Origin of the sequence: Streptomyces sp. NBC_01166 (assembly GCF_045039765.1) — a bacterium.
GTDB lineage: Bacteria > Actinomycetota > Actinomycetes > Streptomycetales > Streptomycetaceae > Streptomyces.
Genome location: NZ_CP108613.1, coordinates 4,360,377 through 4,375,732, shown reverse-complemented (window position 1 = coordinate 4,375,732; position 15,356 = coordinate 4,360,377). Strand labels below are relative to the sequence as shown.

Genomic DNA, 15,356 nt, shown 5'->3' with positions numbered 1-15,356 from the left:
CACGCACTCTGTACAACGAGCCGAAAACCGTACAGTCACGCGACCCGGCCGCCCCGCACACGGAACAACCCCCGCCCGGTGGGCGGGGGTTGCAGAGGGTGCGCGGCGGAGCCGGTCTCACTCCTCGCCGGCGAGCTTCAGCGCCCGCAGCTTCTGACCCGCGTACCACGTGGCCACGACCGTCACGCCGACCAGCAGGACGGTCGCGAGCGGCAGGCCGACGTCCGAGGTGACCGCGCCCTCCCCTGCGACCTTCTCGGCGACCGAGAGGGACCACTGCTGCACACTGAGCGTCCTGGCTCCCGGAACGAGGCTGCCGAAGAGCGCCTCCCACACCAGCGCGTACACCAGGCCGAAGACGACCGCGTGCTGGCTGACCGTGCCGAGCAGCAGGAAGAGCGCGCTGTACGCGATCGAGGCGACCAGCGCCGCGATCGTGTAGGCCACGGCGATCTGCCCCCCGTTGCCGTTGAGGATCAGGCCCGCGACGAAGGTGGGCAGCGCCGAGAACAGCATCGTCACGGCGACGGCGACGATGAGTTTGGTGAAGATGATCGTGGGCCGCTTCACCGGCTTGGCGAGCAGATAGACGATCGAGCCGTCGTCGATCTCCGGCCCGATGGCACCGGTGCCCGCGATGACACCGATGAGGGGGACCATCGTGGCGATGGCGAAACCGCCCAGCACCCCGGAGGCCACACCGTCATCGGCACCGGCGAACGCCCGTACCGCCACGGCGATGGCCACCAGCAGGACCGGCAGGACGAACAGGATGGCGGCCCGGCGCCGGCCGAGCAGGGCCCGGTAGGTGAGCCGGGCGACTGTGGGGTCGTACATGACGCTTCACAGCTCCTTTCAGGCCACTACTCAGGCCGCTACGAGATAGGAAAAGACCGATTCGAGGGACTCGTCGGACGGGGAGACGGTGAGCAGCCGGATGCCGTGTTCGCGCGCGACCTTCGGCAGCAGAGTCGTGAACCGCCCGAAGTCGACCGCCTGGATGCGCAGGGCCTTCTCCGTGACGTCGACCTCGATCCCCGCCGTCGACGGGTCCGCGATGAGTGCGGCGGCGAGTGCCCGGTCGTCACTGGACCGGACGAGATAGCGGTGCGGCCGGTCCGTCATCAGCCGGCGGATCTTCCGGAAGTCGCCCGACGCCGCGTGGCGGCCGGCCACGATCACCTCGATGTGCGAGGCGAGCTGCTCGACCTCCTCGAGGATGTGGGAGGAGAAGAGCACCGTGCGGCCCTCCGCCCCCATCCGGCGCAGCAGCTCCATGAGCTGCATCCGCTGGCGCGGGTCCATGCCGTTGAACGGCTCGTCGAGGAGCAGCACCGAGGGGTCGTGGACCAGCGCGGACGCCATCTTCACGCGCTGCCGCATGCCCTTGCTGTACGTCGAGATCTTGCGGTCCTGCGCGTACTCCATCTCGACCGTGGCCAGCGCCTTGTGCGCGGCCGCGTCGCCCAGTCCGTGCAGCTCGGCGTTGGCGACGACGAACTCGCGGCCGGTCAGGAAGTCGTACATGCCCTCCCGCTCCGGCACGATCCCGATCGCCTTGTAGACCGCCTCGTTGCGCCAGATCTGTGTGCCGTCGAGCGTGACCGTGCCGGTCGACGGCGCGAGGAACCCGGCCATCATGTTGATCAGCGTGGACTTTCCTGCTCCGTTGGGCCCGAGCAGCCCGGTGACTCCGGGGCCCACGGTCATGCTCACGTCGTTGACGGCGACCACGTTGCCGAACCAGCGGGAGGTGTGGTCGATCTCGATGGTGGTCACAGGCCGACCCTCCGGTAGCGGCGCATCAGTACGGCGTACGAGCCGGCGACGAGCGCGAGAACAACGATCAGGTAGACCACACCGGCGGCGGCTCCGGGCCCTTCGCCGCCGGGGAAGGCGGAGGAGGCCCCGAGGAAAGCGGTCTGCACCCCGCCGATCAGCGTGATGGGCGAGAACAGCCCGAGCCAGGTGATGGCACCGGCCGAACCCGTCTCCCAGGCGATCGCCTGGACCGTGGAGACCGCACCGTAGGTGATGGTCAGTACGGCGATCACGGCGGCGACTCCGAAGCCCCTGCGCGGCGTCAGCGCGGCGACCACGAGTCCGAGCCCGGCGAACAGCACGGAGAGCAGTGCCACCGAGACCATCCCCTGACCGAATCCCTTGGCCTGGTCGGCGAAGTCGAACTTGGCCAGCAGCGAGCCCACGAAAAGGATGACGAGGGGCAGACCGGTGAGGATCAGCAGGGCCGACGTCATGGCCGCGAACTTGGCGACCACGTAGTCGACGCGTTCGATCGGCCGTGAGAAGTACAGCGGCACGCTCTTGAAGCGGAGGTCCCTGGACACCGACTGCGGCGCCTGGGACGCGATGAAGAGTCCGATCACGGCCTGCAGGTAGATGGCGAAGTCCGTGTACCTGATCGGGAGTTTCGTCATGCCGGGCGTGGCGATGGCGACCGCGACAAGGATCAGAGCCACCAGGCACATCACCCCGCACAGAAGCATCGGCAGCACCTTGGACTTGGCGGACCTGCCCAGTCCGAACGAGCCCCGCAGGGACTGCGAGTACAGCGAACGTCGGGCATAGCCCCGGCCGAGCCGGGCGCCGTCGTAGGAGCGGTATCCGATGTTGTGGATCCGGGAGGTGTCGCTCCCGGCCGCGGTCCCGGTCTCAGTGCTCATCGCGACCGCTCCCCTTCTGCTGTCCGGCACCCGCTGTCGCGGCCACGGCCGCCCGCGGTGCCTCTTCGGTGCGGAAGACCTCGGCGATGTGGTGGCGCCGCTGTTCCATCCGGATGAGACCCAGCCCGAGTCCGGCGACGCTGTCCCGGACCACGTCGTACGTCTCCTCGCCCGTCGCCTCCACCAGGAGGATGTGTCCTGCGCCCGGCAGTCCTTCGGCGTCGAGGCCGTCGTGTCCGACGAGCTTGATCCCGGCCCCGGTGAGGGCGCGGCGCAGCGCGTCCGTACCGTCCGGGTGGGTGTCGCTGTCGGTGACCTCGACGGCCAGGGTCGTGGTCGTCTGGGTGAAGTCGCTGGTGGAGCTGGAGCGCAGCAGCGCGCCGCCGTCGATGACGACGACGTGGTCGCAGGTCCTCTCGAGCTCTCCGAGGAGGTGCGAGGTCACCAGCACCGAGATGCCGAAGTCGGTGTGGACACGGCGGATCAGACCGAGCATCTCGTCCCGGCCGACGGGGTCAAGGCCGTTGGTCGGCTCGTCGAGGAGGACCAGCTTCGGGTCGTGGACCAGCGCTTGGGCCAGCTTCACCCGCTGCTTCATACCGGTCGAGTAGCCGCCGATGGGGCGGTAGCGCTCCTCGTACAGCCCCACGTGGCGCAGGGTGTCCGCGGTGCGTTCGCGTGCCGCGGTGGGCGGCAACCCGGACATCCGCGCCATGTGGACGACGAACTCGGTCGCCGAGACGTCGGGGGGCAGGCAGTCGTGCTCGGGCATGTATCCGACCCGCTCCCGGATGGCGGCGCCCTCGGTGGCGACGTCGAGCCCGAGCACCGCGGCCCGGCCTTCGGTGGCGGGGGACAGACCCAGCAGGATCTTGATCAGTGTGGACTTGCCGGCTCCGTTGGAACCCACCAGGCCGGTTACACCCGGTCCGATGTCCAAGGAGAGCCGGTCAAGCGCGGTCACCCTCGGGAACCGCTTGCTCAGGCTTTCGGTTGCGATCACAGTCACGTCATCGACCGTAGTGGCGCCCGCCACAGGAGTCGTCAGACCAGGCGGCTGGATCCGCGTCAGACTCGAGGCGTACGGACCCGTAGGGGCACCGTACGCGAGGACCCCCGGGCCGGGTCGTCCCCACGGTGTTGTCCACAGGTTCGGGGCTTCCCTTGACGCGGCCGTCCGTCGGTTGCCACATTCAGCGGTGTCACGTTACGGGCGCGTACCGCAACGCCGGCACTGGACGAGGAGGCGGCGTGGATCTGCGAGGCGCGCGTGAGCGCTGGGTGCGTACGGGCGGGATCGAGCTGTGTGTGGCCGAGCTGGGCGATCCCGCGCTGCCGACGATCGTGCTGGTGCACGGCTATCCGGACAGCAAGGAGGTCTGGTCCGAGGTCGCGGGGCGCCTGGCGGAGCGATGGCACGTGGTGCTCTACGACGTGCGGGGCCACGGCCGGTCGACGGCGCCCGAACCGCTGCGCGGCGGCTTCACGCTGGAGAAGCTGACCGACGACTTCCTGGCTGTCGTGGATGCCGTCAGCCCTGACCTGCCGGTCCATGTCGTCGGCCACGACTGGGGTTCGGTCCAGTCCTGGGAATTCGCCACGGTGGAGCGGACCAAGGGCCGTATCGCCTCGTTCACGTCGATGTCCGGCCCCTCCCTCGACCACTTCGGTCACTGGATCAAGCGGCGGATGTCCCACCCCGGCCCTCGCGGTGTGGCGCAGTTGCTCGGCCAGGGCGCCAAGTCCTGGTACGTGTACGCACTGCACACACCGGTCCTGCCCGAGATGGCCTGGCGCGGGACGCTGGGCAGGCAGTGGCCGCGGATACTGCAGCGGATGGAGAAGGTGCCCGCGGACGGTTATCCGACGGCGTCGCTCCCCCGGGACGCGGCGCACGGTGCCTGGCTCTACCGTGACAACATCCGGGCCCGCCTGCGCCGGCCACGACCGGACGCGTACGCGCATGTGCCGGTGCAGCTGATCACGCCGACCGGGGACGCCTTCCTCTCGCCGTCGCTCTACGACGAACTGGACGCATGGGTGCCCCGGTTGGTGCGGCGCACCCTGCCGGCGAAGCACTGGGTGCCGCGCACCAGGCCGGATCAGCTGGCCTCCTGGATCAGCGATTTCGTCGGCGCGGAGTCCGGCGGGGAGCCCGGCGGCCAGGACGCTCCCGCCGGGTTCGGCGCTCCGAGGCCGACAGCGACGGGCGCCCATGCCGACCGCTTCGGCGGGCAGTTGGTCCTGGTGACGGGCGCCGCCTCGGGGATCGGGCGCGCCACAGCGCTGTCCTTCGCCGAGGCGGGGGCGCGGGTGGTGGCCGTGGACCGGGACGCGGAAGGCGTCGCACGGACGGCGGAGAGGGCCCTGCTGATCGGGGCAGCCGCCGCCTGGGCCGAGGTGGTGGATGTCGGGGACGAGCGGGCGATGGAGAAACTCGCGGAGAAGGTCGCGGCTGAACTCGGCGTCGTGGACGTCCTGGTGAACAACGCGGGCATCGGGCTGTCGGGTTCTTTCCTCGACACGACGAGCGAGGACTGGAGGAAGGTCCTCGATGTCAATCTGTGGGGGGTCATCCACGGCTGCCGCATCTTCGGCAGGCAGATGGCCGACCGAGGACAGGGCGGCCACATCGTCAACGTCGCCTCGGCGGCGGCCTATCAGCCGTCACGCGCGCTGCCCGCGTACAGCACGTCCAAAGCTGCGGTGCTGATGCTCAGCGAATGCCTGCGCGCCGAACTGGCCGAGCGGTCGATCGGGGTCAGCGCCATCTGTCCGGGAATCGTGGACACCGGGATCACCGGAACCGCGCGCTTCGTGGGAGCCGACGAGGCCGAGGAGGCGCGGCTCCGGAAGCGGACGGCCCGGCTGTACTCGATCCGCAACTACCCTGCGGAGAAGGTGGCTCAGGCGATTCTCGGGGCCGTGGTGCACAACCGGGCCGTGGTGCCGGTGACGCCCGAGGCACGCGGCGCACGGCTGCTGTCACGGTTCAGCCCTCGCCTGCTGCGAGGGCTTGCCCGGATGAAGCCACCCTTGTGATGCTGGCGGTCTGTTGGGGGATCGGGCGCCGTAACGCCCGGTCACAGTCTCACGGTTACGCCTGGGCCATTGCCGCCGAACACCAATAACCGTGCTGGCCTGGGCACTTGGCCATAGGGCCTTCCACGGGAGCCAGTTACCGGACAATCAGCATACGATCACCACCAAAACACCTAACACATAGCGAAGTTGGCCAAACACCCTATATAGGGCGTCACTTGTCCGCAGAATCGCCAAAACCCCTGTGGATAACGCGAGTTGGCTGTGGATCAAACCTGTTCACGTCCATAAGTGCTGCGAACGCCGGGTGAAATCGAGGTGCGCCGGAAGAAGTGGCGCGGGCACTCTGTCGGGATGGACGAACGACGCACCGTCAAGGTGTCCAAGTACCTGTCGAAGCATCTGCGGCATGAGCCGGACCGGATCGGGATCAGCCTCGATCCGAACGGCTGGGTGGCCGTGGACGAGCTGCTGCGGGCCTGCGCCGAGCACGGTGTCACCATCACCCGGGATGACCTCGACCACGTCGTCGCGGTCAACGACAAGCAGCGGTTCACCGTGGAGGGCGATCGCATCCGCGCGAACCAGGGCCACTCCGTCACTGTGGACCTCGGCCTGCCCCCGGCAGAACCACCCGCGTACCTCTATCACGGCACCGTGGCACGGGTGCTCGACGCCATCCGTACCGACGGACTCCGGCCCATGAACCGCCACCATGTCCATCTCTCGCCCGACCGCGAGACGGCGGTCCGTGTCGGCGCCCGGCGCGGCACCCCGGTCGTCCTCACTGTGGACGCCGGCGTCATGCACCGCGCCGGCCATCTCTTCCACGTCAGCGCCAACGGGGTCTGGCTCACCGACTCCGTACCGCCTGCCTACCTGCGCCTGCGTGAATGACGCGTCCGCGGGTCAGCGCTCCGTGCCGCCGAGGCCCGCACGCAGATCGCCGAGGTTCAGACGGGCGGTTCGCGGTCTCGGTGTCCATCTGCGCGGTGAGCAGCATCCTCATGACGACTCATTCCTTCCGGCGAACCGCACCCGGTGCCGTGCATACGCGCGGGCAAAGCCGACTGCGGGTTCCTTCCAGCGTCGCCCCCGCCCCGGGGACCGGCAACCACTGCCACCCGCCCGTGGCAAGCGTGCCTCCCGCGCACCATCCAGCTCCGGAGCCGATCAGGCCAATTGCCCCAGCCCCTCGGTGGCGATCGTCTCGAAGACGTCGATGTCCGCGGCGAAGTCCGAGTCCGGGATCGGCCAGTGGAGCACGATCTCGGTGAAGCCCAGCTCCTGGTAGCGGCCGGCGAAGTCGACGAAGGCGTCGAGAGACTCCAGCGGTCGGCTGCGGTCCGGGGTGAACCCGGTGAGCAGCACCTTGTCCAGCTCGGCCACGTCCCTGCCGATGCCGGCGCATGCCGTGCCGAGCTTGTCGAGCTGGCCGCGGACGGCTTCCACCGACTGCTCCGGAGTGCCCTCCTCATACAGCTTCGGGTCACCCGTGGTCACCCACGCCTGCCCGTGCCGCGCGGCAAGCTTCAGGCCGCGCGGGCCGGTTGCGGCGACGGCGAAAGGGAGCCGGGGGCGCTGGACGCAGCCCGGGATGTTGCGGGCCTCGTCGGCGGAGTAGTGCGTGCCCTGCTCGCTCACGGCGTCCTCGGTGAGCAGCCGGTCGAGCAGTGGCACGAACTCCCCGAACCGGTCCGCCCGCTCCTTCGGCGTCCACGGCTCCTGCCCCAGGGCGGTCGCGTCGAAGCCGTTGCCGCCTGCTCCGATGCCGAGCGTGATCCGGCCGCCCGAGATGTCGTCGAGCGAGATCAGCTCCTTGGCGAGCGTGACCGGATGCCTGAAATTCGGCGATGTGACGAGGGTGCCCAGGCGAAGCCGCCCGGTCGCGGTGGCGGCGGCGGTGAGGGTGGGTAGAGCTCCGAACCACGGGCCGTCGCGGAAGGTGCGCCAGGACAGGTGGTCGTAGGTGTAGGCAGCGTGGAAGCCGAGCTCCTCGGCCTTCTGCCACTTGGCGCGGCCTCCCTCGTGCCAGCGGTCGACGGGCAGGATCACGGTGCTCAGGCGCAGGCTCATGCCCCGACCCTACTTCTGCCCACGAGTGCCTCCCTGGAGAGGCGGGAGGCTTCCCGTCCCCCCTCTGCGCGAGTTCCCACGGTGAGCCGTCGGCATATACCTGTGTCATGTTCCGCAGTTCCAGGACTCGCGCACTCAGATGTGCGCCCCTCTGCACGCCCGTGCGACTCCGTACGGGAGAATAGGCGGGTGACCTCAGCTACCGACTCGCCTCTGCCTGCCGTGACCCGGCTGATCGCCACCGATCTGGACGGCACTCTCCTACGCGACGACAAGACCTTGTCGGACCGTACGACCGCCGCCCTGGCAGCCGCCGAAGAGGCGGGGATCGAGGTCTTCTTCGTCACCGGAAGGCCGGCTCGCTGGATGGACGTCGTCAGCCCGCACGTGCAGGGCCACGGCATGGCCATCTGCGGAAACGGGGCCGCAGTCGCCGATCTCCACGAGGGGAAGCTGATCAAGGTCTACCCGCTGGACCGCGAGATCGCCCTGACCGTGGTCGACATCCTGCGTGAGGCGGCCCCCGGGGTCTCGTTCGCCGTCGAACTGGCCACCGGAATCCACTACGAGCCCGCCTACCCCCCGTTCCACATGGACCCGGGTGCCACGGTCGCGATCGCGGAGAAGCTGCTCCACGAGGAGGTTCCGGGCACCGGTGCGCCGGTCCTGAAGATCCTCGCCCACCACCCCGAGATGGCCCCGGACGCCTTCCTCGCGCTGGCCCGTGAACTCGCGGGGGAGCGGGCGTCGTTCACCCGGTCCAGCCCTACCGCGCTGCTGGAGATCAGCGGCCTGGGGGTCTCCAAGGCCGCCACGCTCGCCGCATGCTGTGCCGAACGCGGTATCGCCCCGGCCGAGGTGGTCGCGTTCGGGGACATGCCGAACGATGTGGAGATGCTGAGCTGGGCCGGCGCCTCGTTCGCCATGGGCAACGCCCACCCGGCCGCCGTGGCCGCCGCGTCCGGTATGACGCTCACGAACGACGAGGACGGTGTCGCGGTCGTCATCGAGCGGATCCTCGCCGCTCGCTGAGCCCGTCGGCCGGGACGGCAGGGACAACTGGACGACTGGGACGACCGAGGCCGACCGGGGCGACCGGGGCGACCGGGGCGACCGGGACAGCTGTCAGAGCGGGACCTGCCAGGTGACCGTCGTGCCGCTGTCGCCCTCCCCGGTCCCCGGGCCGAACCAGCTCGCGCCGCCCAGCGACTCGGCGCGCCGCGCGAGATTGCGCAGACCGCTGCGGCGGCCGCCTTCCGGGATCCCCACCCCGTCGTCGGCGACCGTCAGCCGCACCGCGTCCCGCCCGTCCGGCAGCACCGCCGTCGCGTCCACCCTCACCTCGACGCGCGACGCCCGCGCATGGCGGAAGGTGTTGGACAGCGCCTCCCGCAGAGCCGCGATGAGGTTCTTGCCGGCGAGCTCCCCCACCAGCGAGTCGACGGGGCCCAGAAAACGGTGCGAGGGCATGAAACCCAGGGGCACAGCGGCCATGTTGATCTCCCGCAGCACTCGGGTCCGCAGGCCCGACGGCGCCTCGGCGGGTTCCTGCTGCAGCGCGAAGATAGCGGTACGGATCTCCTGGATGGTCACATCCAGTTCGTCCACGGCCCGCCCGATGCCGGCCTGCACCGCGGGGACCGGCGAGCGCCGCTGAGCGCCCTCCAGCATGATCCCGGTGGCGAACAGGCGCTGGATCACCAGGTCATGGAGGTCCCGGGCGATCCTGTCCCGGTTCTCGTAGACGGCCAGCCTCTCCCGGTCCCGCTGGGCTTCGGACAGCTTCAGGGCCAGTGCGGCCTGCGCGGCGAAGTGAGTGGCCAGCGTCCGCTCCGCACGGGTGAAGGGCCGGCCGCCCCGGACCCGTGGGATGGAGAGCGCCCCCAGCACCCGCCCACCGCTGCGCAGGGGGAGCAACATGTGCGGGCCGAACCGGTCGGCCAGTCTGGTCATCATGCGGGGGTCGGTCACCGAATCGTCCAGGAACACCTCCTCGCCCCGCAGGAGCGCCGCCACCACGGGGCTCTGCGGCGGGATGATCACCCCGAGGGAGGCGGACGGCTTGTCCCCGGCGACGGCGACGATCTCCAGCCCTCCCTGCGCGGCCGGAAGCAGCACGATGCCGGCCGCGGCATCGGCGAGGCGACGCGCCTGTTCGGCGACGACAGCGAGTGCCTCGTCGGCGTCCCCGGCCGAGAGCAGGGCGGTGGTGACGGCCACCGAGCCGTCGATCCACTGTTCGCGCTGTCGGGCGGCGTCGTACGTCCGCGCGTGGCCGATGGCGATGCCCGCCTCCGTGGCCAGCACGCGCAGCATGTGCAGTTCGTCGTCGCCGAACGCCTCCCCGCCGCGCTTCTCCATCACGTAGAGGTTGCCGAAGATCTTGCCCTGGAGCCGGATCGGGACCCCGAGGAACGTGCGCATCTTCGGGTGGGCGGCCGGGAAGCCGGCGAAGCGGGGGTCCCTCTCCAGATCCTCCAGCCGAATCGGCACGCCCTCCTCGATCAGTGCGCCCAGCAGACCGGTATGCCCGTCGGGCGGCCGGCCGATCGCCCGGGCGACCTCCTCCGGCACCCCGTGGGTGATGAAGTCGCAGAGGCTTTCACCCGGCCCTTCGACGACGCCGATGGCGGCGTAGCGGGCATGGGCCAGTTCGGCCGCGGTCTCACAGATGCGCTCCAGCGTGGAGTGGAGCTCGAGGCCCGTGCCGACGGACCTCGTCGCCTCCAGCAGCTGCGGCACACGAGCGGTCAGCTCCGCGGAGAGCCCTCGCAGGCTGCCGGTGGTCTGCGACGCGGCTCCCGGCGGGTCATTCGGATCCTGCTCGGCCATGACCTGAGCCTAGTAAGCACCGATTGGTCCGGAAAGTCGGAGCCGAGCCGGCCGGCCGTCCTCCGCCCCGTACCGGAGCTCGCTCGCCGCCCTCAGACCCGTGCCGAAGCCCGCTCGCCGCCCTCAGACCCGTACCGGAAGCGGTCGCGGCCGTTCCGGCTCCGTGCGCACCGAATCCTGTTCGCGTTCGAGCATCCGGCGCAGCGGGCCGTCCTGCGCGGCCAGAACGGCGTACGTCCCCTGCTGAACCACCCGCCCCCCGTCCAGCACCAGGATCTCGTCCACCGCGTCGAGCCCGGCCAGCCGATGGGTGATCAGCACGGTCGTACGCCCTTCGGTGGCAGCCAGCAGATCCGCGGTCAGGGCATCCGCCGTCGCCAGGTCCAGATGCTCGGCGGGCTCGTCGAGCACGAGTACGGGGAAGTCGGCGAGGAGCGCACGGGCCAGCGCCAGCCGCTGACGCTGGCCGCCCGAGAGCCGGGCCCCGTGTTCACCGACCAGCGTGTCGAGGCCGCCGGGCAGCGACCCGGCCCAGTCCAGCAGCCGAGCCGCTGCGAGAGCCTCCCGCAGCCGGTCGTCCGTCGCGTCCGTGCGGGCGAGCCGCAGGTTCTCGCGAATGGAGCTGTCGAATACGTGGGCATCCTGGGCGCACAGTCCGACGAAGGTCCGGACCGTGTCACCGTCCAGCGCGGACGCCTCGACGCCACCGAGGCGATACGTCCCCTCCCGGGCGTCCAGGAAGCGGAGCAGGACCTGGGCGAGCGTGGTCTTTCCCGAACCGGACGGCCCCACGACGGCGACCCGCTTGCCGGGGTGGAGCGTCAGGTCGACGGAGTGCAGCGCATCGCGCTCCGCGCCCTCGTACCGGGCCGACAGCCCTCGTACATCGAGCGGGAAGGGCGAGGCGGGCACCTCGGCGGGGTCCGCCGGCTCCTCGACCGGGACGGGAGCGTCCAGTACCTCGTAGACCCGCTCCGCACTCCGCTCGACCCGTTGGCGGTACTGCACCGCGAGCGGAAGTCCCGTCACGGCCTCGAACGCCGCCAGGGGCGTGAGGACGACGACGGCCAGTTCCACCCCGGCCAGACGGCCGTCCCACACGGCGGGCAGCGCGACAATCGCCGCGCCCACCACGGTGAGCCCGCAGATCAGGGCGGAGAGCCCCCCGCCCAGCGCTGTCGCGGCCGCCGCCCGTGAGGCGATCCGCGTCAGGACGCCGTCCGCCGCCCGCACCTGCTCCCTGCGGGCGGGCAGCGCACCCGCGACGGCCAGTTCGGCTGTGCCGCCGAGGAGATCGGCGACCCGGACGGCCAGCTTGGCGCGGGCGGGCGCGAGTTGGCGCTCGGCCCGTCGAGCACACGCGCCGCTCAGCCACGGGACGCCCACGCCCGCGAGGAGCAGCCCGGCGGCCAGCACGGCCCCGGCCTCCGGCAGCAGCCAGCCGGTGAAGGCGACAGCCCCCGTACCGACCAGCAGCGCGGTCGCCGCGGGCAGCAGCCAGCGCAGCCAGTAGTCCTGCAACGCGTCCACGTCGGAGACCAGCCGGGACAGCAGGTCACCCCGCCGCGTGGCCCGGAGACCGGCGGGCGCGATGCGTTCGAGCCCGCGGTACACCGCCACCCTGAGCTCGGCGAGCATCCTGAGCACGGCGTCGTGCGACACCAGCCGCTCCGCGTACCGGAAGACGGCCCGGCCCATGCCGAAGGCCCGGGTAGCGGTCACCGCGACCATCAGATACAGCACCGGGGGCTGCTCGGAGGCGCGTGAGATCAGCCATCCCGAGACTGCCATGAGGCCGACCGACGACCCCACGGCGAGGCTGCCCAGCAGCAGTGCCAGCCCCAGCTTCCCGTGCTGGGAACCCGCGGCCTCCCGCACCCGCGCCAGCACGCGGCCCCCGGTCCGGGGGGCGGTGTCCCTGAGCAGCGCCGGCTCCCCCGCGCCCAGCCGCTCGACGCCGTCCGGCCCGCCCGGAGTGCGCTGGACGTCGTCGTGCCCGCCCGAGGCGGCGAGCACGCCGGAAGCCTGCGGCTCCACCCCGGACTCCCCCGGTTCCAGCGTCACCACCCGGTCGGCGACCGTGAGCAGAGCCGGCCGGTGCACGACCAGCAGCACCGTTCGTCCCACCGCCAACCTCCGCACCGCGTCGACGATGCCCGCCTCCGTCTCGCCGTCCAGACTCGCCGTCGGCTCGTCGAGCAGCAGCAGAGGCCGGTCGGCGAGGAAGGCCCGCGCCAGCGCGAGCCGCTGGCGCTGCCCCGCGGAGAGTCCGGAGCCGTCCTCACCGAGGGGCGTCTCCGCACCGGCCGGCAGCGCGTCCACGAACTCATACGCGCCTGCGGCCCGCAGCGCGGCCATGACCGCCGCGTCGTCAGCGTCCGGCCGGGCGAGGCGTACGTTCTCCGCGATCGTCCCGGCGAAGAGGTGCGGGTGCTGGGGCACCCAGGCGATCTGCTCGCGCCAGCGTTCGGGGGAGAGGGCCGAAAGATCGGTTCCGCCGACCCGGACCCGCCCCTCGTCGGGAGCCGTGAATCCCAGCACCACGCTGAGGAGTGTGGACTTGCCGACCCCGCTGGGGCCGACCAGCGCGACGGTCTCCCCCTGCTCGACCACGAGGGAAGCAGCATCCAGAGAGGGCTCGGCGCGGCCCTGGTGCCGGACGGTCACCCCCTCCAGCTCCAGCCGCAGGGACGGAGGTACATCCTGGCTGCCGCCGGCCACGGGCTCGGTCTCCAGCACGGCGAAGATCTCCTCCGCGGCCGAGAGTCCTTCCGCGGCCGCGTGGTACTGGGCACCGACCTGGCGGATCGGCAGATAGGCCTCCGGCGCCAGGATGAGAACCACCAGCCCCGTGTAGAGGTCGAGTTCTCCGTGGACCAGCCGCATCCCGATCGTCACCGCGACCAGCGCCACGGAGAGAGTCGCCAGCAGCTCCAGGGCGAAGGAGGAGAGAAACGCGATCCGGAGCGTCTTCAGCGTGGCCCGGCGGTACTGCGAGGTGATGCTGCGGATCGATTCGGCCTGCGCCTTGGCCCGGCCGAAGACCTTCAGCGTGGGCAGCCCGGCAACCACATCGAGGAAGTGACCGGAGAGCCGTGACAGCAGTCTCCACTGGCGGTCCATCCGGGACTGGGTGGCCCATCCGATCAGCACCATGAAGAGCGGGATCAGTGGCAGCGTCACCACGATGATCGCCGCCGAGACCCAGTCCTCGGTGACGATCCGGGCCAGCACGGCCACCGGGACGACGACCGCGAGGCCGAGCTGCGGAAGATAGCGCGAGAAGTAGTCGTCCAGGGCGTCGACGCCCCGGGTGGCCAGAGCGATCAGCGACCCGGTGCGCTGCCCGCTCAACCACTCCGGCCCCAGACCGGAGGCGCGCTCCATGAGCCGGCCGCGCAGCTCGGACTTGACCGCCGAACTCGCCCGGTAAGCGGCCAGTTCGGTCAGCCAGGCCACGAACGCCCGCCCCAGCGCGACAGCGGCGAGCAGGAGCAGTGGCGTGCGGAGCCCGGAGACGGTCAGCCCGTCCTCGAACCCGCCCACCACCACTTCGGCGACGAGCATCGCCTGGGCGATGACCAGGGCGGCTCCGACCAGGCCCAGTGCCACCACGGCGGCCAGGAAGAACCGGGTGGCCCGGGCGTACCGGAGCAGACGCGGGTCGATCGGTTTCACGTGAAACAGCTCCCCAGTGAGCTCATGTCGTTCGCTCGTTCAGTGCGCGTCGGCGATGTGGTGCGTACCGATGCGCTTGCGGAACACCCAGTACGTCCAGCCCTGGTACAGCAGCACCACCGGAGTGGCGATACCGGCGCACCAGGTCATGATCTTGAGGGTGTACGGGCTGGAGGAGGCGTTGGTGACCGTCAGGTTCCAGGCGTCGTTCAGCGAGGACGGCATCACGTTCGGGAAGAGCGTCAGGAAGAGCATGGCGACCGCCGCCGTGATGGTCACCCCGGAGAAGGCGAAGGACCAGCCCTCGCGCCCCGCCGCGATGGCACCGATGGCCACGACCAGCGACACCACGGCGGTGATCATCGCGGCCAGGCTCCAGCCGTTGCCGTTGTCCGCCTGCGTCCACACGAGGAAACCCAGCGCGAGCAGCGCGGTGGCCAGGCCCAGCTTGAGGGCGAGCCCGCGCGCCCGCTCCCTGATGTCCCCGACGGTCTTGAGCGCCGCGAACACCGCGCCGTGGAAGGTGAAGAGGAACAGCGTGACCAGCCCGCCGAGAATGGCGTACGGATTGAGCAGGTCCCAGAGGTTGCCGACGTACTCCATGTCGGCATCGATCTTCACGCCGCGCACGATGTTCCCGAAAGCCACGCCCCAGAGAACGGCCGGGATCAGCGAGGTCCAGAAGATCGCGTGCTCCCAGTTGGTCTGCCACCGCTCCTCGGGCCGCTTCGCCCGGTACTCGAAGGCCACCCCGCGCACGATCAGGCAGAGCAGGATGAGGAGCAGGGGGAGGTAGAAACCGGAGAACAGGGTGGCGTACCACTCCGGGAAGGCCGCGAAGGTCGCGCCGCCCGCGCTGAGCAGCCACACCTCGTTCCCGTCCCAGACCGGCCCGATCGTGTTGATCAGGACCCGACGCTCCTTGCGGTCCCTGGCCAGCAGCTTGGTGAGGACGCCGATACCGAAGTCGAATCCCTCCAGGAAGAAGTAGCCGGTCCACAGGACGGCGATGAGCACGAACCAGACGTCGTGGAGTTCCATCTC

The 15,356-nt window shown here is 70.5% G+C and carries 11 protein-coding genes; 3 read left to right on the top strand and 8 right to left on the bottom strand.

Translation table 11 applies throughout. From position 1 onward, the window contains the following. Positions 1-117 precede the first annotated feature (117 nt). The 4 genes from OG379_RS20035 to OG379_RS20020 are packed head-to-tail and all read right to left on the bottom strand — an operon-like array spanning position 118 to position 3,687. Positions 118-837 (bottom strand): ABC transporter permease, encoded by a 720-nt coding sequence (locus OG379_RS20035; RefSeq protein WP_405664570.1) that lies wholly within the window; start codon positions 835-837, stop codon positions 118-120. Between the two features lie 30 nt (positions 838-867). Further along, positions 868-1,779 (bottom strand): ABC transporter ATP-binding protein, encoded by a 912-nt coding sequence (locus OG379_RS20030; protein WP_403993588.1) that lies wholly within the window; start codon positions 1,777-1,779, stop codon positions 868-870. Then, positions 1,776-2,684 (bottom strand): ABC transporter permease, encoded by a 909-nt coding sequence (locus OG379_RS20025; RefSeq protein WP_405664569.1) that lies wholly within the window; start codon positions 2,682-2,684, stop codon positions 1,776-1,778. The genes OG379_RS20030 and OG379_RS20025 overlap by 4 nt, the downstream gene beginning before the upstream one ends. After that, positions 2,674-3,687 carry an ABC transporter ATP-binding protein gene (locus OG379_RS20020; RefSeq protein WP_393763809.1) on the bottom strand — a complete coding sequence of 338 codons (1,014 nt, stop codon included), beginning with the start codon at positions 3,685-3,687 and terminating at the stop codon, positions 2,674-2,676. The genes OG379_RS20025 and OG379_RS20020 overlap by 11 nt, the downstream gene beginning before the upstream one ends. Before the next feature lie 248 nt (positions 3,688-3,935). Between OG379_RS20020 and OG379_RS20015 the strand changes: the two genes are divergently transcribed. Continuing rightward, positions 3,936-5,726, top strand: a complete 1,791-nt coding sequence (locus OG379_RS20015; RefSeq protein ID WP_405664568.1) for an SDR family oxidoreductase — start codon at positions 3,936-3,938, stop codon at positions 5,724-5,726. A gap of 354 nt (positions 5,727-6,080) precedes the next feature. After that, positions 6,081-6,623: an RNA 2'-phosphotransferase gene (locus OG379_RS20010; RefSeq protein ID WP_405664567.1), complete on the top strand. Its 543-nt coding sequence runs from the start codon at positions 6,081-6,083 to the stop codon at positions 6,621-6,623. A gap of 276 nt (positions 6,624-6,899) precedes the next feature. On the opposite strand, the gene OG379_RS20005 is transcribed toward OG379_RS20010, so the two are convergent. After that, a complete protein-coding gene (locus tag OG379_RS20005) occupies positions 6,900-7,802 on the bottom strand; it encodes an LLM class flavin-dependent oxidoreductase (protein ID WP_405664566.1) in 903 nt (300 codons plus the stop codon). Positions 7,803-7,991: 189 nt separating this feature from the next. Here OG379_RS20005 and OG379_RS20000 point away from each other — a divergent pair, with 189 nt between their 5' ends. After that, positions 7,992-8,834, top strand: coding sequence for a Cof-type HAD-IIB family hydrolase (locus tag OG379_RS20000; RefSeq protein ID WP_405664565.1), 843 nt, complete (start codon positions 7,992-7,994; stop codon positions 8,832-8,834). Between the two features lie 93 nt (positions 8,835-8,927). On the opposite strand, the gene OG379_RS19995 is transcribed toward OG379_RS20000, so the two are convergent. From OG379_RS19995 to cydB, 3 genes are all read right to left on the bottom strand, one after another. After that, positions 8,928-10,634, bottom strand: coding sequence for a GAF domain-containing protein (locus OG379_RS19995; RefSeq protein ID WP_405664564.1), 1,707 nt, complete (start codon positions 10,632-10,634; stop codon positions 8,928-8,930). Between the two features lie 123 nt (positions 10,635-10,757). Continuing rightward, entirely contained in the window at positions 10,758-14,312 is a 3,555-nt protein-coding gene (gene cydD, locus OG379_RS19990; RefSeq protein WP_405664563.1) for a thiol reductant ABC exporter subunit CydD, read from the bottom strand. Positions 14,313-14,351: 39 nt separating this feature from the next. After that, positions 14,352-15,353, bottom strand: a complete 1,002-nt coding sequence (gene cydB / locus OG379_RS19985) for a cytochrome d ubiquinol oxidase subunit II (protein WP_405664562.1) — start codon at positions 15,351-15,353, stop codon at positions 14,352-14,354. Positions 15,354-15,356 lie beyond the last annotated feature (3 nt).